The 19,743-nt window shown below is 31.9% G+C and carries 17 protein-coding genes; 3 read left to right on the plus strand and 14 right to left on the minus strand.

Features of this window, described 5'->3' with window-relative positions; all coding sequences use genetic code 11:
• Window positions 1–4: 4 nt before the first annotated feature.
• From AC5SLY_RS04365 to AC5SLY_RS04380, 4 genes are read right to left on the minus strand one after another with little or no spacing between them, the layout of a single operon-like run.
• Entirely contained in the window at window positions 5–592 is a 588-nt protein-coding gene (locus AC5SLY_RS04365) for a sarcosine oxidase subunit gamma family protein (protein WP_018414298.1), read from the minus strand.
• The gene (locus AC5SLY_RS04370; protein WP_006998000.1) at window positions 589–3,585 is read right to left on the minus strand and encodes a sarcosine oxidase subunit alpha family protein; all 2,997 of its coding nucleotides are present in this window, start codon (window positions 3,583–3,585) and stop codon (window positions 589–591) included. Before AC5SLY_RS04370 ends, AC5SLY_RS04365 begins: the two co-directional genes overlap by 4 nt.
• Before the next feature lies 1 nt (window position 3,586).
• A complete protein-coding gene (locus AC5SLY_RS04375) occupies window positions 3,587–3,853 on the minus strand; it encodes a sarcosine oxidase subunit delta (RefSeq protein ID WP_006997999.1) in 267 nt (88 codons plus the stop codon).
• Window positions 3,854–5,110, minus strand: a complete 1,257-nt coding sequence (locus AC5SLY_RS04380) for a sarcosine oxidase subunit beta family protein (RefSeq protein ID WP_027307073.1) — start codon at window positions 5,108–5,110, stop codon at window positions 3,854–3,856.
• Window positions 5,111–5,236: 126 nt separating this feature from the next.
• Here AC5SLY_RS04380 and AC5SLY_RS04385 point away from each other — a divergent pair, with 126 nt between their 5' ends.
• On the plus strand, window positions 5,237–6,922 hold the full coding sequence (locus AC5SLY_RS04385; RefSeq protein WP_027307074.1) for a formate--tetrahydrofolate ligase: 1,686 nt from the start codon (window positions 5,237–5,239) through the stop codon (window positions 6,920–6,922).
• Window positions 6,923–6,925: 3 nt separating this feature from the next.
• Here the strand turns inward: AC5SLY_RS04385 and AC5SLY_RS04390 are convergent, their stop codons facing one another.
• The 4 genes from AC5SLY_RS04390 to AC5SLY_RS04405 are packed head-to-tail and all read right to left on the minus strand — an operon-like array spanning window position 6,926 to window position 10,108.
• Window positions 6,926–7,717 carry a type 1 glutamine amidotransferase gene (locus tag AC5SLY_RS04390; protein WP_011282280.1) on the minus strand — a complete coding sequence of 264 codons (792 nt, stop codon included), beginning with the start codon at window positions 7,715–7,717 and terminating at the stop codon, window positions 6,926–6,928.
• Window positions 7,714–8,877: an iron-containing alcohol dehydrogenase gene (locus tag AC5SLY_RS04395; RefSeq protein WP_494598612.1), complete on the minus strand. Its 1,164-nt coding sequence runs from the start codon at window positions 8,875–8,877 to the stop codon at window positions 7,714–7,716. Before AC5SLY_RS04395 ends, AC5SLY_RS04390 begins: the two co-directional genes overlap by 4 nt.
• 14 nt (window positions 8,878–8,891) lie before the next feature.
• On the minus strand, window positions 8,892–9,086 hold the full coding sequence (locus AC5SLY_RS04400) for a hypothetical protein (RefSeq protein ID WP_011282287.1): 195 nt from the start codon (window positions 9,084–9,086) through the stop codon (window positions 8,892–8,894).
• Window positions 9,080–10,108, minus strand: coding sequence for a glycerol-3-phosphate dehydrogenase (locus tag AC5SLY_RS04405; protein WP_494598613.1), 1,029 nt, complete (start codon window positions 10,106–10,108; stop codon window positions 9,080–9,082). Before AC5SLY_RS04405 ends, AC5SLY_RS04400 begins: the two co-directional genes overlap by 7 nt.
• A gap of 79 nt (window positions 10,109–10,187) precedes the next feature.
• On the opposite strand from AC5SLY_RS04405, the gene AC5SLY_RS04410 reads away from it, so the two are divergent.
• A complete protein-coding gene (locus AC5SLY_RS04410; RefSeq protein ID WP_027307082.1) occupies window positions 10,188–11,519 on the plus strand; it encodes a trimethylamine monooxygenase in 1,332 nt (443 codons plus the stop codon).
• Window positions 11,520–11,551: 32 nt separating this feature from the next.
• Here the strand turns inward: AC5SLY_RS04410 and tmoV are convergent, their stop codons facing one another.
• The 6 genes from tmoV to tmoX all read right to left on the minus strand — a co-directional run bounded on the left by tmoV (window position 11,552) and on the right by tmoX (window position 17,299).
• The gene (gene tmoV / locus AC5SLY_RS04415) at window positions 11,552–13,705 is read right to left on the minus strand and encodes a trimethylamine N-oxide ABC transporter permease protein TmoV (RefSeq protein WP_027307083.1); all 2,154 of its coding nucleotides are present in this window, start codon (window positions 13,703–13,705) and stop codon (window positions 11,552–11,554) included.
• A 9-nt stretch (window positions 13,706–13,714) separates the two neighbouring features.
• Window positions 13,715–14,740 (minus strand): trimethylamine N-oxide ABC transporter ATP-binding protein TmoW, encoded by a 1,026-nt coding sequence (tmoW, locus tag AC5SLY_RS04420; protein WP_006997990.1) that lies wholly within the window; start codon window positions 14,738–14,740, stop codon window positions 13,715–13,717.
• 72 nt (window positions 14,741–14,812) lie between these two features.
• Entirely contained in the window at window positions 14,813–15,361 is a 549-nt protein-coding gene (locus tag AC5SLY_RS04425) for a hypothetical protein (protein WP_011282290.1), read from the minus strand.
• An 11-nt stretch (window positions 15,362–15,372) separates the two neighbouring features.
• Window positions 15,373–15,750, minus strand: a complete 378-nt coding sequence (locus AC5SLY_RS04430) for an MORN repeat-containing protein (protein ID WP_006997988.1) — start codon at window positions 15,748–15,750, stop codon at window positions 15,373–15,375.
• A gap of 34 nt (window positions 15,751–15,784) precedes the next feature.
• A complete protein-coding gene (locus AC5SLY_RS04435) occupies window positions 15,785–16,264 on the minus strand; it encodes a hypothetical protein (protein WP_006997987.1) in 480 nt (159 codons plus the stop codon).
• Window positions 16,265–16,354: 90 nt separating this feature from the next.
• Window positions 16,355–17,299, minus strand: coding sequence for a trimethylamine N-oxide ABC transporter substrate-binding protein TmoX (gene tmoX / locus AC5SLY_RS04440; RefSeq protein WP_006997986.1), 945 nt, complete (start codon window positions 17,297–17,299; stop codon window positions 16,355–16,357).
• 115 nt (window positions 17,300–17,414) lie between these two features.
• Between tmoX and AC5SLY_RS04445 the strand changes: the two genes are divergently transcribed.
• On the plus strand, window positions 17,415–19,742 hold the full coding sequence (locus tag AC5SLY_RS04445) for a trimethylamine N-oxide demethylase (protein WP_494598614.1): 2,328 nt from the start codon (window positions 17,415–17,417) through the stop codon (window positions 19,740–19,742).
• Window position 19,743: the final 1 nt, after the last annotated feature.

Below are 19,743 nucleotides of genomic sequence, written 5' to 3' on the forward strand. Positions count from 1 at the left end.
ATTTTTAAATTCCTTTATAACCAAATTCTAAGCAAGCATCAGTAATTGAATGATAAAAAGATTCTCCAAAACTTCTTAATGTAAATATTCTAACTTTATCTGGATTGTCATCTAGCATATCAATTGTAACTGACATTCCGTTATAAATTGAATTTAAACAAGTATTTTTTTTCAATTCATTAAAATTAAAAGGACATCCTTTTTTTAATATCTCTTTTGTATTTTTTCCCTCTATTTGAATTATCGCTCTGCTATGAGATATATTTGTTATGGCGAAATCTGTTTCTGGTAATTTTTCATTAATTTCTTTTAAAATTTCTTTCTTTGAAGAAACTAAAAGCCAGTTATTTGGTCCATTCCATAAAATTCTTGTATTGGTGTTACAGCTTATATTTTGAGTTTCATTTTTTAAGTTCAAATCATCTAACTTAATATTTTCAATAGTTATTGCTGAACTATTATACTTAACAATTTGAATGATTAGATAGTCGCTTAATTCGCTTATTTTTAACAGCTCTTTATCATTTTTTCCTTCATGATCACCAAATAAACCTTTGATATGAATATTCTTTAAAGCAGAAATTGAAGTCATGATCTTACTCTTTCACCTTTTGGATCAACATAATGCGATGAAACAATCTCAACTGGTATTGTTTTATTTTTTAAAGGAGACATTGCAAATAGTTTTTTCCCTATCATATTTTTTCCATCCTTAAGAATTGCTAGTGAAAATGGATTATCGTATTCAACACTCCAACAAGATGCTGAAATATATCCTAATTTAGGATTTGGTGTTGGAGCCATTGCATCTTTAACTAAATGAGACCCTTCCGGGATACTTGTTTTCTTATCAATTGGAACAACCCCTACTACTTTTTGTCTATCTTCAGCTATAAATGCTTCTCTTTCTAATGAGCGTTTCCCTATAAAATCTTTCTTTTTACTAACCAGTCCTTCTAAAGAGTTATCATAAGGAATGGTTCTGCCATCAAGTTCTGATCCTGCAATGTGACCCATTTCAATTCTTAGAGTTGATAATGCTTCAGTGCCATAAGGTTGAATTTTAAATTCTTGTCCTACTTCCATTATCTTCTCCCACATAAAGTTTCCATTATCAGATTCGACATTAACTTCATAAGCAAGCTCTCCTGAAAATGAGATTCTAAAAATTCGTGCGTGAACTCCAAATAAATCTGCTTCTAAATATCCCATAAAAGGTAATCCTTCATTTGAAGCATCAATATTTGGAAATAATTTTTGTAATAAGTCTCTAGATTTTGGCCCAGCAATTGCAGCTCCTGCCCATTGCTCTGTAGTTGAAACCACATTTACATTTAGTTCTGGCCATACAAGTTGTAGATAATATTCAAGATGAGATAAAACATTCGCTGCTTGTGCTGTTGTTGTTGTCATATGATAATGGTTTTCAGAAATTCTTGTTGTTGTTCCATCATCCATAACAATTCCATCTTCTCTTAACATTACACCATACCTTGCTTTACCGACTGGCAGTTTTAACCAAGCATTAGTGTAAACTCTATTTAGTAGCTCTGCTGCATCAGGTCCTTTAATGTCAATTTTACCTAAAGTAGTTACGTCACAAACACCTACATTTGTTCTAACGTTTTTAGCTTCTCTTTTTGAACCTTCAAATAAAGTTTCTTCTCCAATTTTATAATATCTTGGTCTCAACCAAACACCTGCATCTACAAACACAGCATTATTTTTTTCATGCCAAGTGTGCATTGGTGATTTTCTTGTTGGTTTTGAATGTTTGCCAACTTCTCTTCCAACAATTGCACCAATAGTAACTGGTGTATATGGAGGCCTAAAAGTTGTATGACCTACTTCTGGCACTATTTTATTTTCAATATTTGAAACTAGCTGCAAACCGTTGAGATTACTTGTTTTTCCTTGGTCTGTGGCCATTCCTAGTGTCGTGTATCTTTTTACATGTTCTATGGATCGATACCCTTCTTTTAGTGCAATTTCTACATCTGAAACAGCTACATCGTTTTGAAAATCTAAAAATCTTTTATATGTTTTTCCTTTAGGCAAAGGCACACACCAAAATTTATCATGGGTGGTAGATTTTTTTTCCATAACTGTTGGTGATGATGTTTTGTTATCATTATTAGTAATTTTTTTTGAAAGTTCATATCCAGTTTCAAATGAACTTTTTAAAGTTTCTTCTAATGTAAAAGTTCCATTAGCAGCGCCTAAAGTTGTTTCATTTTGTTTTGATAATCCAGGTACAAATGCATCTATATCCTTATTAAAAGTAGTTTTATTTCCTGATTGAGAAGCTAAATGTATTGTTGGTGTCCAAAAGCCTGAAACACAAATACAATCACAATTAATATTTTCTAAAGTTCCTAGTTCGTTTTTATCATCAGAAATTTTAGCAACTTCAGCTGATTTAACTTTTTTATACCCTTTAGCAGCAACTACTACGTAAGAAAATTTAATTTCAATATCTAGTTTTTTTGCTTCATCTATAATTTCTGACTTTGGTTCTTTTCTTGTATCTAAAATAATTGGATCAACACCATTTTTTTTAAACTCTATAGCCGTTTCATATCCGCTATCATTATTGGTAAATATTAAAGGTTTTTTACCAACTAACACTCCATAAACTTTTAAATATTCTTTTGCTGCAGAAGACAGCATCACACCTGGTGTATCATTATTTCCAAATACTAAAGGTCTTTCAATTGATCCTGATGAAATTAAAACTTCTTTTGCTCTAATATACCAAAGTCTTTGTTTTGGATTATATTTTTTAGTTTTAGGTAAGTGATCACTTAATTTTTCTGACATCACTAACATATTGTGATCATAGTAACCAAATACTTGAGATCTATTTTTAACAATAACATTAGGCATTTCTTTAAGTTCAGAAATAATATTTTCAGCCCATTCTTTTCCTGTTTGATTTCCAATATTAACCTCGCTAGTTAATAAAGTTCCACCAAATCTAGGCTTGTCTTCTGCTAAAATTACTCTTGCTCCATTTTTAGCAGCAGCATATGCACTTGCTAAACCAGAGGGTCCTGAACCTGCAATTAACAAATCACAATACTCATATTTATGTTCGTATCTTTCCTTGTCATGTTCAATTGATGCAACCCCAAGTCCTGCTGCTTTTCTTATAAATGGCTCATAAACTTTGTACCAAAAACTTTTTGGCCACATAAACGTTTTGTAATAAAATCCTGCTGGAAGAAATATTTTTAACAAATTGTTGATAGCACCAATATCAAAATTAACACTTGGCCAACAATTTACACTTGTTGCTTCCAAACCTTCAAAGAGCTCTTGTTCTGTAGCTTTTACATTCGGTTCAGTTTCATTATTTCTGTATAATTGAACAATTGCGTATGGCTCATCTACACCTGCACCAAAAAAACCTCTGGGTCTATGATATTTAAAGCTTCTTCCTATTAAATGAACTCCATTAGCCAGTAATGCTGAAGCTAAGGTATCTCCCTCGTAACCAAAGTAAGTTACTCCATTAAACTTAAATGAGATTTTTTTATCTCTATTTATTAATCCAACATTATCTAATCTATAATTTTGTGTCATATTAAATATCTTCGCTAGCTTTAACGGTTTTAAATATTTCGTGAGTTGCAGTGTCTCTTTCTACTTTAATCCACTGTCTGCATCCTGATATATGTTGCCATAGCTCTTTGTGTTTTCCTCTTAAACTTTTTCTATTATAGACAAAATTATCCCAATCTTGATCTGAAACTTCTTTATTAAGTTCTGGTCTTTTAACGGTTGCATCACCACCGTATGAAAATTCATTTTGAGATCTCATCCCACAGTGAGGACATTTAATATGAAGCATTTATGAAATCCACGTTTTAGTTCCAAGTCCTTTTTCATCTAATAAGTGACCTGTGTGAAATCTATTTAAACTATATCCAGCATTTAATTTGTGAACTCTATCTTGTGCAATTGTATGTGCAAATGTCCATCCTGATGCTGGTGTTGCTTTAAATCCACCATAACACCATCCACAATTTAAATATAATCCTTCAATATGAGTTTTATCTATTATAGGCGAGCCGTCCATAGACATATCCATTATCCCACCCCAAGTTCTAAGCATTTTTAGTTTGCTAAGAAAAGGCATCATCGCAATTCCTTCAGTTAAAACATGTTGAAGGGTTGGAAGGTTTCCTCTTTGCGCATAGCTATTATAGCCATCCAAATCTCCTCCCATTACCATCTCACCTTTATCCGACTGACTAATATAAAAGTGTCCTGCACCAAAAGTTACAACTTTATCTAAAACAGGTTTAACTGGTTCTGAAACACAAGCTTGTAGAAGATGTGTTTCAATTGGTACTGTCATATTTAATTTCTCTGCTAAAACATTTGTACTACCTGCAACACACAGTCCAATTTTTTTAACTTTAATATCTCCTCGTGAAGTTCTAACTCCTTGAATTTTTCCACCTACAACATCAAAACCTGTTACTTCACAATTTTGAATAATATCTACACCCATTGAATCCGCTTGACGTGCATAACCCCAAGCAACAGCATCATGCCTTGCTGTTCCAGCGCTTGGTTGCATCAGTCCACCAAATATAGGAAACCTTACATTGTCTGAAAAGTCAGCCATTGGAATAATTTCTTTTACCTCTTCTCTATTTAATAAAACTGCATCGATACCATTTAATCGCATTGAGTTTCCTCTCCTTGCGAAAACATTCATCTGGGCATCTGAGTGAGCAAGGTTAATAATTCCTCTTGGAGAAAACATTACATTGTAATTTAAATCCTGACTCATCTTTCTCCACAAATCCATTCCAAACTCACTGAACAATGCATTATCGTCATGCATGTAGTTCGATCTAATGATTGTGGTATTTCTTCCAACATTTCCACCCCCGATCCAACCTTTTTCAATGATAGCAACGTTTGTGATATTGTGTTCTTTAGCTAAATAATAAGCAGTTGCTAGGCCGTGACCACCTCCACCAATTATAACCACATCATATTCTTTTTTAGGAGTTGGATCTTTCCAAGCCAAATCCCAATTTTGATGACCAGAGAAGGCATTTTTGATCAAATTAAATATAGAATATTTTTGCATAAAATAATTTTATACAAAGGAATATAAATAGTTCTTATTTTTTTTATATATATTTTTTAGAAGTTTCCAAAAATTTAAAATAAGATATCAATTGGGCATTAAAAATTAATTTTATAGGAGTTTAAAATGAGCGAAGTTAAGTCAGACATTCAAATAGCTAGAGAAGCTAAAATGCAACCTATAAATGATATTTTAGCCAAGATAAATGTGCCCGATGAAAGCTCAGCTTTTAGTCCAATGGGAAGACACATTGCAAAGATTAATTTAGAATATTTAGACACTTTAAAAGATAAACCAAATGGAAAACTTGTATTAGTGACGGCAATCACTCCTACACCAGCTGGAGAAGGAAAAACCACAACTTCAGTTGGTTTAAATGATGGATTAAACAAAATTGGAAAAAAATCCATTGTTTGTTTAAGAGAACCAAGCCTTGGTCCCTCTTTTGGAATGAAAGGTGGAGCAGCAGGTGGTGGTTATGCTCAGGTAGTTCCAATGGAACAAATTAATTTACATTTTACTGGAGATTTTCATGCAATAACATCAGCTCATAATTTGTTGTCAGCCTTAATTGATAATCATATCTATTGGGGAAATAAACTTGATATAGATGTTAGAAGAATTGTCTGGAAAAGAGTAATCGATATGAACGATCGTTCTTTAAGATCTATAAATATAAACTTAGGTGGAGTTGCAAATGGTTTTCCAAGAGAAGATGGTTTTGATATTACTGTTGCATCTGAAATCATGGCAATCTTTTGCTTATCAAATGATTTAGAAGATTTAGAAAAGAGAATAGGAAATATTACAATTGCTTATACTAGAGATAAAAAACCTGTTTATGCTAAAGATTTAAAAGCACAAGGTCCAATGACAGTATTATTAAAAGATGCAATTCGACCTAACGTTACTCAAACTTTAGAAAATAATCCTGCAATTATTCATGGTGGCCCTTTTGCTAACATTGCTCATGGCTGTAATTCTGTAATTGCAACAAAGACTGGACTAAAACTTGCTGACTATGTTGTGACAGAAGCAGGATTTGGTGCAGACCTTGGTGCAGAAAAATTCCTTGATATTAAATGTAGAAAATCAGATTTAAAACCTAGTTGTGTTGTAATTGTTGCAACTATTAGAGCATTAAAAATGCATGGTGGTGTAGCAAAAGATGATCTTAAAACAGAAAATGTAGAAGCCTTAAAAAAAGGTCTAGTTAACCTTCAAAGACATGTAGAAAATGTAAAAAAATTTGGTTTACCAGTTGCAGTAGCTGTTAATCATTTTATTAAAGATACAGAGAATGAAGTAAAAGCTTTGATAGAATTTTGTGACACTATTGGAGTTAAAGCAAGTCTTTGTACTCATTGGGCAAATGGTGGCGAAGGTACAAAAGAACTTGCAAGTCATGTTGCTGAATTATGTGAGAAAAATGAGGATAAATTTAAATTCTTATATGAAAGTAAAACTCCTCTTTTTAAAAAAATAGAAACAATTGCAAAAGAAATTTATAGAGCAGATGAGGTTATTGCAGATACTAAAATTAGAGATCAATTAAAAAGCTTTGAAGATGCTGGATATGGTGACTTTCCAATTTGTATTGCAAAAACCCAATACAGCTTCTCAACAGATCCAAGCTTAAAAGGTGCACCAACAGGACACTCTTTACCAATTAGGGAGATTAAACTTTCTTCTGGAGCAGAGTTTATTGTTGTTATATGTGGAGCTGTTATGACGATGCCTGGGTTACCAAGAGTTCCAGCAGCAGATTCAATTAAGCTAAATAAAGATGGTGAAATTGAAGGTCTATTTTAGAAACTAGTTACGCAGATAATTAAGCCAGTTTCTAACTTCACATGTTCTGTCATTAAAATCTAATAGTTCGTTTTGAGATTTTATGTATGAGATATGACTTTCATACTCTTCTTCATTTAAAAAATTTTTATTTACAAATAGTCGTTCTTTACGACCTTCAATAAGTTTAAGCATCTGAAAGTACTCATAATCAGGATGATACTGTAAGCCAATAATTTCAGAGTTTCCCGCTCTAAAACTAACACCCATTACATTGTTAACTTTATCACTTGATAGAAGAATAGCATTTTCCGGTAATTCACTTACTTCATCAAAATTAAATGCGGGTGATGTAAAAATTTTTTTCTTATCTTTGTAAATAAAATGCTTCTCACCTTCATTATTAATAATTACATCTGATGCAATTCCAATGTGAGCACCATTTTTACCAGGGTTTACCTTGCCTCCAGCTGCTGTAGAACAAACTTGTAATCCCCAACAAATAGCTAAAATCTTCTTTTTTTGAGTAAAACAATTTGATGCAAAATTAATATGTTTCTTAATCACATCCGTCATATCATTTATTCGCATTGCACCACCCGTAAAGACAATACCATTATATTTACTCATGTCTTTTAGAGCATTCGTAGTCTCATCATCATTACCAGGATTTATAATTTCAGTAATTGCAGATGGTTCTATTTTTAAGATTAAATTTTTTAAATTATCTGCTGCAGAAGCTCCAGCTGCTTTAATAAAAAACTCACTATCTTCTCTAATATTTCCTTCAACAATTAAAATATTTAAATCACTCATTTAAACAATTCACCCGTCATACTGTTCTGGTACATTATCCTCATATCATCCTCAGTTAATTTTTTTGGATTTCCTCCAGTAGATGGGTCTGCTAAAGCCATTTTTGATAATCTATCAATATCAAAATCTTTTTCATCAATCACTTCTGATAATTTATGAGGCATATCAAGTTTTTTTCTTAAATCTAAAACCCAGTTAACAAAACCATCAAAAGATTTGTCTTTAAGTTCTAAATAGTCACAAATTTTAATTATTTTCTTTTCAATTACATCTTTGTTAAAAGTTAACACGTAAGGCATAAATATTGCATTAGATAAACCGTGATGAATATTATTTAATGCATTGACAGGGTGACTTAGAGAATGAATTGCTCCTAGTCCTTTTTGAAATGCAGTTGAGCCCATACTAGCTGCTGTTAACATATTCATTCTTGCTTCAATATTAGATCCATTGCTAACAGCTTCTAATAGCCACTTATCAATTAATCTCATTCCTTCTAAAGCAATTCCATCTGCCATCGGATGATAGCCTGGTGCACAATAGGCTTCTAAATTATGTGCTAGTGCATCCATTCCAGTTGCTGCAGTCATTTTTGCTGGTAATCCAACTGTTAAAATTGGATCTAAAATAACTATTGATGGTAAAAATTTTGGATGAAAAATAATATTTTTCACGCCTGTTTCTTCATTTAATATTACTGATGCTCTGCCAGTTTCAGAACCAGTGCCCGCAGTAGTAGGTACAGCAATAATTGGTGCAATTTTATCTGAGTTTGCTTTAGTCCAGTTATCACCAACATCTTCAAAATCCCAAATAGGTAGATTTTGACCCGACATAAATGCTATTGCTTTACCAACATCTAAGCCACTACCTCCTCCAAAAGCTATTACTCCATCACAATTATTTTTATTATAATAATCAGCACCCTCATTTACATTGGTGCCAGTTGGATTACCAACAACGTTTGAATATAATTCAGCTGTAATACCATTTTCTTTTAGATTATTTAAAACGTTAATTACAATCTTTGATTTGGCTAGACCACTATCGGTTACCAGTAATGGTTTATTAATATTTAAAGTTTTACAAGCAATACTAAGGTCTTTAACTCTACCTTTGCCAACCCACATAGTTGTTGGATAATTCCAGTTTGAATTCATGAGCAAGTCTTTTTCTAATTTTTATTTTTTTTAATTTCTTCTTCACAAAATTTTTTAGCTTCCGCAAGGTCAGTAATTTTAGATTTAGATAGTTTTTGGCTTCCAGCTAAACAGGCATCTACTGCTCTTTTAAGATTATGGTCGCTAAAATTTAAAATAACCACCATTCCAAGTATTATAAAAACAAATATTAATATATTTTTTACCATTGAATTTCTAATTTCTTATTATCACATATAGTATTTAACATACTAAACATTAATGGAAAATGTTTAGAATTAAGATCTTGTAAAATTTTAGGACCAATTTCCAATGCAAGTTGTGCACCTTCAACTGTAATATTTTTCATAAATTTTTCTTTAGCTTCTTTATAAAGGTATCCTTCACCTAAATATTTTCCCATCAAGCTATTTCTTCCTCCTATTGCACTAACATATAAATCACCTAAACCAGCTAGGCCATAAACAGTTTCAGGTCTTCCTCCATAGAAAGAAACAAACTCAACCATTTCAGATATTGATCTATGAATTAATGAGGCTGATGTATTTAAATAATATTTAGATTGAATTTCTTTAGGTGCTTTTGAATTACTTAACCCTTCTGAGGCTCCAATTAACATAGAGTAAATATTTTTAATTGCACCTGATAATTCAATGCCAGTTAAGTCATCTGATACTTCTGTTGAATAGTAATCTGTTGATATAATTTTTTTTAATTTTTCAGTTTCTTTAATATCAGGGTTTGCAATAACTGTGCCTGTCCTCATTTTATATGCAAGACCAGTTGCCAAACAGGGTCCTTTAATCGCTGAAACATTTACTTGTGTATGACCTTGATCTTTGAGAAGTTTTTTAATTTTATCTGAAAGCGTTATTAATTCATTACCCTCAATAGCCAGGCCTTTGGTTAATAAAATAATGGGAAGATTTTTTTTGTAGCTCTTTGTAATTTGCTTAACAAACCATTCAATTCCTACCGAGCTAACTCCAGCAACCATGATGTCTACTCCCTCTTCAAGTATTGATTGTAATTTTTCAAATTTTTCTACCTTCAGTTTTGATGGTAATTCAATATTTAAAGCTGGATGAAGATTGTTATTAGATTTAATATTATTTATTAAATCATCTTCTAAATGCGTACCAACGAGTGTTACCTCATTTTGGTTTTCAAGACATGGTACAGCAAAAGCTGATCCCATTGCTCCAGCACCAATAATAATAATTTTTTTCATAATTTAGTATTTTTTTATATTAACTTTTAGCATTTTGTTGGTAAAGTACAGTTATAAATTTATAGAGAGAGATGATATTATGACAAAAGTAGCTATTATTGGCGCTGGCCCTTGTGGTTTGTCCGCTTTAAGATCCTTTGAACAAGCAGAAAAAAATGGTGAAAAAATACCTGAAATAGTTTGTTTTGATAAGCAAGAAGATTGGGGAGGATTATGGAACTACAGTTGGAGAACTGGATCTGATCAATACGGTGACCCTGTACCTAATAGTATGTATCGATATCTTTGGTCAAACGGCCCTAAAGAATGTTTAGAATTTGCTGACTACTCATTTGATGAACACTTTGGAAAACCAATTCCTTCTTTTCCACCTAGAGCAGTTTTATATGATTATATTTTAGGTAGAGTTAAAAAGGGAAATATAAAATCTAAAATAAAATTTAACACCTCTGTTACTAATATTTCTTATGTAAACAGTAACTTTGAGGTTACTTATCGAGATAAAAAAAATGACAAAATTTCGAAAGATATTTTTGATTACGTAATTGTATCTACTGGTCATTTTTCGGTTCCATTCATCCCAGAATATCCTGGAATGAAATCATTTCCTGGAAGAATAATGCATTCTCATGATTTTAGAGATGCAGAAGAATTTCGAGGCAAGAATGTTGTTGTTTTAGGAAGTAGTTATTCTGCTGAAGATGTTGCTCTTCAGTGTCATAAGTATGGGGCAAAAAGTGTTACTATTGGTTATAGACACAATCCGATGGGATTTAAATGGCCCAAAGGCATGAAAGAAGTTTTTCACTTAGATAGACTTGAGGGAAATAAGGCAATATTTAAAGATGGCCACGTGCAAGAAGCAGATGCTGTAATTTTATGTACTGGATATCTTCATCATTTCCCTTTTATATCTGAAGATCTTAAATTAAAAACTGGCAATAGATTGTATCCACCAATGCTATACAAAGGTGTGGTTTGGCAAAATAATCACAAATTAATGTATTTAGGTATGCAAGATCAATTTCATACTTTTAATATGTTTGATTGTCAGGCTTGGTTTGCAAGGGATGTTATAATGGGGAAAATTAAAGTTCCAAATGAATCTGAAATTGAAAAAGATATTAATAAATGGGTATCAATGGAAGAAAAATTAGAAAATCCTGAACAAATGATAGATTTTCAAACTGAGTACACCAAAGAACTTCATGATTTATCTGATTATCCTAAAATTGATTTTGAATTAATTAGAAAAACTTTTAAAGAATGGGAACATCATAAAGTGGAAAATATAATGACTTATAGAAATAAATCATTTGCTTCACCAGTGACAGGCTCTGTTGGACCAATTCACCATACACCATGGGAAGAAGCTATGGACGACTCTTTAAAAACATTTTTAAATAAATAAAAAATTTATTAACTAGTTTAAGAAAATGTTAGCTATCCTATACCAAGGTGTTTTTTTCTTTTTCCAACCCACGTTCTGATTAAATGGTCAAATATTAGGCCAATAAAAGCAACACAAAGTCCCAATGTCAATCCTATACCTGCACCCTTTTTATCAGATAGAGCTTTTAGAATGTACTGTCCTAAATCTTCTGTTCCAATAAAAGCCCCGATAATTACCATGAACAAAGCAAATACAATTGTTTGATTTAAACCAAGCATCATATGAGGAAAAGCTAAAGGGAATTCAATTTTTAATAACCTTTGTACTTTAGTTACACCTGACATTGTGGCAGCGTCATGTAAAGCTTCTGGAACACTTCTTAAACCTTCAATAGTATACCTTGTTGCAGGTATAGTTGCATAAACTATTACAGCAATTAATACTGAAGTATCTGTAACTCCAAAAAGCATCATCACAGGAATCAAGTATACAAACGAAGGGAAGGTTTGAAAGATATCACAAACGCCCAGCATAAAATTTGCAGTATGCTTGTTTTGAAATGATATAATTCCAACTGTAAATCCAATTATAGTGGATATAAAAACTCCAAAAGTTGCCATGTACAATGTAACTAAAGCTCTATCCCACCAAGGACTCAATGCGATAAATAAAGTTAATCCGCCCACTACAAGAGCTGAACGAATTCCTCCAATTATATAACCCGCTCCAATGACTAAAACTAAAGTAGCAACTGCTGGCATTCTTAAATATAAAGCTCTCATGGGTTGCAACACATCTACTATCAACCAAGTATTAAAAATCTTTAAAGTATGAAAGAAAGTATCCCAAATCCAATCCACACCTTTATTCCAAAAATCTGCTGTTGATATTCCTTTATTGTGAGGAACTTCAAATAAATAATTAGACCCATCTTTAAAATAAAATGACCCCAGATATGAAAAAATAATTCCTAGAATTACAGCAGCTGCAAAAAATAATATATTTTTATTACGCTGAAAATAAGTCAAGTTACCAAAATAATCTATTTGCTTATTTGCCCAAGCTAAGGACATCTTATCCAAAAGTATTGCAATCAAACTAATACATAAACCAGCCTCTAATGCTAATCCAATATTTAGCTGGTTTAATGCTAATAATAAATTAAACCCTAAACCTTTTGCTCCTATAAAAGCTGAAATAACTGCCATAGAAAAACACACCATTATGACCTGGTTAACTCCAATTAAAATGTCTCTTCTAGCAGTAGGAATTAATACTTTAGTCATCAGTTGCCAATTATTACACCCACTCATTCTACCAGCCTCAATAACCTCAGAGGGTATTCCTCTTAGACCTAACAAGGTTAATAATATCATTGGTGGAACCGCTACAACCATAGTTATAATAACTGCAGCATGATCACCAATGCCAAAAAGAACAATTGCAGGAACTAATACTGCGTATTGAGGCATAGTTTGCATAACCAAAAGTATTGGATATAAGAATTTTTCTACACGTTTGCTTTTAAATGCCATAACTCCAAAAGTTAAACCAAAAAGAAAAGAAAGTGGTGCTGCTACTAATATAAAAGAAAGAGTTTGCATCGAAGGTTTCCATTGACCAAAAACAGAAATATAAATCATGACTAAACCTGCAAATAAAGCTAAGCCTTTACCGCTTAATTTATATCCAAGTATTACCGCACCTGCTGTAACGATTGTCCAAGGTAATCCTGGCAGTTCTGCCCATGGATTTGCATCTATCCAATCCCAACTACTAAATGAAACAATTGTTTCAACACCTCCTAATAAAATTTCTCTTATTAACTCTATAAGAAACGTCATAAATGAAGTTAAATTTCTTGTAATTTGTAAAAGTAGAGGTTGAGTTCTGAACTCTTGAATGTCTTCATTCCAAAACTCCATTGGCATCCATTCATTCATTAAAAAAAATAAAGAATCGTTTATCCAAATAGGCAACCATCCAAGTAAAGGTGGTAGTCTCCAAAAAACATCAAACGCATAATATCTCACCTCAGCACCAAATAATGTGTAAGTACTTTGATTAGGGTCTTTAATGAATTCGGCTTGGCCTCTTATAAAATTATAAGTTTCAGGAACTTCTATTGCAAAACATAAGCTAAAAAATACAATTAACAAAAATAACCATTGAAAAAATTTTGGATATTTTTTTAATAATTCCATATTTTGCCTTTATTTTTTCTCCCTTGAAAAAACAGTATGAATTATTTTTGAGGGGTGAACGCTTCCAACAATTTTATTATTTTCATCTGTAACAGCTACAGATTTTTCTTGAGTTAAAATTTTTTCAGCCACATTTTCAATTATTTCATTTTTCGAAACTTTGAAATCACTTAAATTTTCAGTTTCTGGTTTTTCCATTAGATCTGCTATTTTTAGAACCTTTCCCCTAGGTACTTCTTCGGTAAATTTTCTTACATATTCAGTTGCTGGATTTAAGACAATGTTGGCGGGTGTATCCAATTGCTCAATAACTCCATCCTTCATAATTGCAATACGGTCAGCAAGTCTTAATGCCTCATCAAAATCATGAGTAATAAACATAATTGTTTTTTGTAACTTTTCTTGAAGTCTTAAAAATTCATCCTGCATTTCTTTTCTAATTAATGGATCTAATGCAGAAAATGGTTCATCTAAAAACCAAATATCGGGCTCAACCGCTAATGATCGAGCAATACCTACTCTTTGTTGTTGTCCACCAGAAAGTTCTCTTGGAAAGTAGTTTTCTCTTCCATCAAGACCTACAAGTTTAACCATTTCCATTGCTTTATTGATGCTATCTTGAGTTTTAATCCCTTTGATTTGAAGTGGAAAAGCAATATTTTCAACAACTGTTTTATGAGGCAGTAAAGCAAAACTTTGAAAAACCATTCCCATCTTATTTCTTCTAAGTTCAATTAATTCTTTATTATTTAGTGTAAGTAAATCTTGACCGTCTATATAAATTTTTCCGCTTGTTGCATCTGTTAATCTAGAAATACATCTTAGTAATGTTGATTTTCCTGAACCAGATAGCCCCATCACAACTAACATTTCACCTTTTACAACTTCAAAAGAGGCATTATTTACACCAACTATACACCCATTATCTTGAAATGTTTTTGCATCCACATTTCCATTTGCTTCATGAAGCATCTTCTTGGCGTTAGAGCCAAAAATTTTGTAAACTGATTCACATTTAATTACAGGATCGCTCATAATGTATTAATAAGTTATACGAAATAGAAATAAAATACACTGTATATTATTTTTATTTATTGTTTTTCCTCCTTAAAAATTTTTAATAAAATAAACTCTTGTATCAATACCAGTACTTAAAAAACTTAAAGCTTCACCAGTAACAGTAATTGTTTCATCTATCCCAATGTTATTTCCACTTACCGTATAACCTGTAATACATTTGTTTTTGTCTTTGTCCCATTTAACAAATGTTTCATCAATTAGATTTCCATTCTTAGTATAAATTTCATGTGCCTTAAAATTTAAAAAATTTGCACCCATAATTGCACGTTGTGGAATAAGTTTTGTTGCATTACAAACTGCCTCATACAATTCATCTGTTAATTTAAAATGATTCGTTCCATCAAAAGTTACTAAAATACCTGATGGAAGACTTGATGTCAGTTCACTTAGTTTTCTTTCTTTTGCAATTCTTTCTTCTTCTATTTTCATCTTTTTAACTAATTCATCTCCTTGACCAAAAAAGATATTTAGAGTTACAAAAAATAAAATTACAACAACGGTAACTGAAATAAGACCAACAAATTGATTAAGTGCATGAGGTAAGTTTCTTAATTTATCTAAATATTTTTTTTCCATTATTATTTTAATTATTCTTGTAACTTCCCATTTTTCCAAATTCCTATTTTTTCCTTTCCATCGGACCAGGTAAATTTTCCTTCACCATTCATGAAGCCATTAGTCCATTCCCCATCATAAGTTGAGCCATCAGGAAAAGTTAAAATACCTTGACCACTCCATTCGCTATTTTTAAATTCACCTTTATAAATATAGCCATTTGGCCAAGTTTCAGTTCCATTACCCTCTTTTTGCGTCTGAACCCACTCTCCTTCATAGGTGGTTTTATCTGTGTACACCCATTTTCCAAAGCCGTTTTCACAGTTTCCCTCTTTACATCCGGTACTTCGGGCTAGGGCTATAGATGTGGTTAAAAAACTTAAAATAATACAAATAAGATATTTTTTCATTATTATATTTTACACAAAATTAGATAAAAAAAAATCAGACTTTTTTCTCATTTTTTTTACATGAATAAAAAGAAATATCTTTTTCAGAGTTTTCACTTTTCATGTCTCTTGTAATTTCATGAATTAATTCACCAGATTTTCTATTTATAATTCCTGATTCAGAGTAGTTTTTTTCTTCATCAATAGCTTTAAATAAAACTACGTCTTTGTTTACTATTCTAACTGTTAGTTTTTCTTTTTTTGAAAGAAATGAAGATAATCCATTTATTAAAAGTGTTTTTGGTTGTTTTGCATTGATTTCAAATTTATCTAAATCTTTATCCTCTAAATCCTTAGCTAAAAAAGTTTGATAATTATATTCTGCATTCTTAACTATTTTTTTTTCTAATTCACATACAAAGCTAAGACTAATATTTTCCTCTATATTCACATCTTGTGCTAAAGAAAAATTAAAAACAAATAAACTTATGGAAATGTAAAAAAAATATTTCATAACTTGTATAATTTTTTTCATTAATAATATGAATGTTTCTTGAAAAATTACCTATAAAAAAATCCCCCCCAATAAATATTGGGGGAGATCTTAAATTATTTGTTTATATCCTTATTTAGTAAAAGGAGTCCAAACTGACTTATTATCTGCAAGCCACTTTTTAGCTGCATCTTCGTGAGTCATTTTGTCAACGTCAACTAAAGCAGCCATTGCACCAATGTGACTTGTAGAGAATGACATCTTTTTAAACGTTGCAGCCGCAGCTGGATGAGTTTTTGGAAAGTCTGCATTTACAGCTTTTTTCAAGTAACCATCAGGCGAACCACATTTACCGTCACCACCATCTTCTGGTCTACAACCAGCAGTATATGGAGGGAAGTCTATAAATGTAAAACCAGCACCATCTGTAAAGTTTGGTGTCCAGTTGAATATTATAGTTCCTCTTCCTTCTTTTTCAGCAGCTACTAATTCTGCCCAAAGTGCATCTGCACTTCCAGCAAATTTAACTGTCCAAAGATCTCCTAAGCCTAAAGCATCAACCCTTTGAGGTATCAAATCTCCATGCCAAGTTTGAGGTCCTTCTAACATTCTTCCTTTTCCACCTGAGTCAGGTGTTGTAAAGTTTTTAGCACAAGCTGGATTTTTTAAAGCAGTCCAATCTGGTAGACCTGGACATAATCCTTTTTCAGCAACCCAGTTTGGATATCCCATATCTTCAAGCGTTCGAGCTTCATGATCTCCCCAATCAACTAAACCACCTTTATCAAGCGCTGTAGTAAATGATTTACCAAAAGCAGATTCCCAAACTTCATGAGATAAACTTACATCACCTAGACGAATTGACTCATACACAGCTTGTGAATCAGTATTTACGTATTTTACGTTATTTCCCATACTTTCGAAAATTCCACCAATAACGTGAGCCATTACAATTTGGCTTGACCAGTTATGAGTTGGAATTACGATGGGCTTTTTACTGTCTGCTGCATTAGAAATTCCAGCGAAACTTACTACTGAAATTACTAGGGCAGACATTAATGATACTATTTTTTTCATTATTCTCTCTCCCTTAATATTAAGTTATAAAAGTATGTTCTCATTTATTAAATTTATAGTCAATCCCTTATGAATATATTATGCTTAAGGTAATTTATCAAAATTTACACTGGCAATGCTACATACTAGTAAAGATATACGAAGTCCTGGTTTAAGAACGTTACCACCTGGAGTTGAAAGATATTTTGTAAGAGGTGGAGGTTTATCAATTATAGAAGTTTTACCAGAAGATAAAATAGAAATAATAAATGAAGAAGGAAAACAAATTTGTGAAATAATTGTTTTTAATTCAAAAGGTAAATCTGATTTATCTATTTTAAATTTAAAAGAAAATTCTAACGCAGATTTTTCAAAAAAAACTATCTCAAACGATGAAAAAATTTCAAAAATTTTAAAGAAAAAAAACTTAAATTTAAGTAATGCTAAAGCATCTATCATTTTTAACGATGATTGCTTGATGGGTGAAAAAATAACACTAACCTCAAAAGATAAATGCATTGTAATGATTGCTGCACCTGGTGATGCAATGAATGTTCATGAACAAAATCCTCCAACAGATTTAACGATTTATTTAAATAAAGCTAAATTTATTGAAACTGATGAACAATTTATCTTACCAGATCCACTTAGTGATCCAATTATAGAACAACTTGTAAAAAGAAGAACTGCTGAAACCTACAGTGTTAAAGCTGGTGAATATATTCAAATAATTGATCCAGGTGGAAGACAGTGTTCTGATTTTTTAGCTTTTGATACACAAAAATTAAATGACGGTATTGAAAACATTATTGATGATAAAACAACACGAACCTTTATGGGTGGTGCCTACCCTGGGCCAGGATTATTTTCAAAGTTTTATGACGGCGATCATGAAGCTATGATTGAAGTTGTGAGAGATACCGTTGGAAGACATGATACTTTCAATCTTGCTTGCACATCAAAATACTATGAAGACATGGGATATATGGGGCACATAAATTGTACAGATAATTTTAATAATAGGCTGGATAAATATGACATCAATTCTCGAAAAAGCTGGTCTGCAATAAATCTTTTTTTCAATACTGCTATTGACGCTAATAATGTTGCATCTTTTGATGAGCCTTGGTCAAGACCAGGGGATTATGTTTTGTTTAGGGCTTTAAAAGATTTAACTTGTATATCCTCTGCTTGCCCATGTGATGTAGATGCTGCAAATGGCTGGAATCCAACTGATATTTTTGTTAGGACTTATTCAAAGGAAAAAAAATATTCAAAAGCAATAGCATTTAGAATGAAAACAGACTCAGAGCCTAAATTAACACAAGAGACAGGGTTTCATAAAAAAACTTCTGAGCTAACAAGAAATTTTGTTGAGTATAAAGGTTTTTGGCTTGCTAATAATTTTACAAATTCAGGAACAATAAAAGAGTATACGGCTTGTAGAGAAAGTGCGATTGCAACAGACTTATCACCTCTTAGAAAGTTTGAAATTCTTGGACCTGATGCAGAAAATTTAATGCAATACACACTTACTAGAAATGTTAAAAAACTATCTATCGGACAAGTTGTTTATACAGCTATGTGTTATGAAAATGGCTGTATGCTAGATGACGGTACTTTATTTAAATTAGGACAAGATAATTTTAGATGGATCGGTGGAGATGAATACAGTGGTGAATGGTTAAAAGAACAAGCTAAGAAGAAAAATTACAAAGTTTGGATAAAATCTGCAACAGATCATATTCATAACATTGCCGTTCAAGGTCCAAATAGTAGAAAAATTTTAGAAAAGTTTGTATGGACGGCGCCAATCCAACCATCAATCACTGAACTTGAATGGTTCAGATTTAATATTGCAAGAATAGATCATGAAACAGGTACGCCAATTGTTATTTCAAGAACAGGTTACACGGGTGAACTTGGTTATGAAATATGGTGTCATCCAAAAGATGCTGCAGAAGTTTGGGATAAAGTTTGGGAAGCTGGTAAAGAGTTTGATATTACCCCATTAGGTTTAGAAGCTTTAGACATGGTTCGTATAGAAGCTGGCCTTATTTTTTATGGTTATGAGTTTGACGATCAAACAGATCCATTTGAAGCTGGAATTGGTTTTACAGTTCCACTTAAAACTAAGGAAGATGATTTTATAGGTAAAGAAGAATTAATTAAAAGAAAAGCAAATCCACAAAAAAAATTAGTTGGTCTGGAATTAGTAGGTCATGAACCGGCATTACATGGAGATTGTGTTCATGTAGGTCGTGGTCAAGTAGGTGTAATAACAAGTGGAATGCTATCCCCTAAACTTGGAAAAAATATTGCGCTTTGTAGAATAGATGTAAAATATTCTGAGATTGGAACTGAAGTTGAAATTGGTAAACTTGATGGTCATCAAAAAAGAATTGGAGCGAAAGTTGTACCTTTTCCTTTCTACGATCCAACAAAATCAAGAGTTAGAGCGTAAT

It is taken from the genome of Candidatus Pelagibacter sp. PS_23, assembly GCF_059417905.1.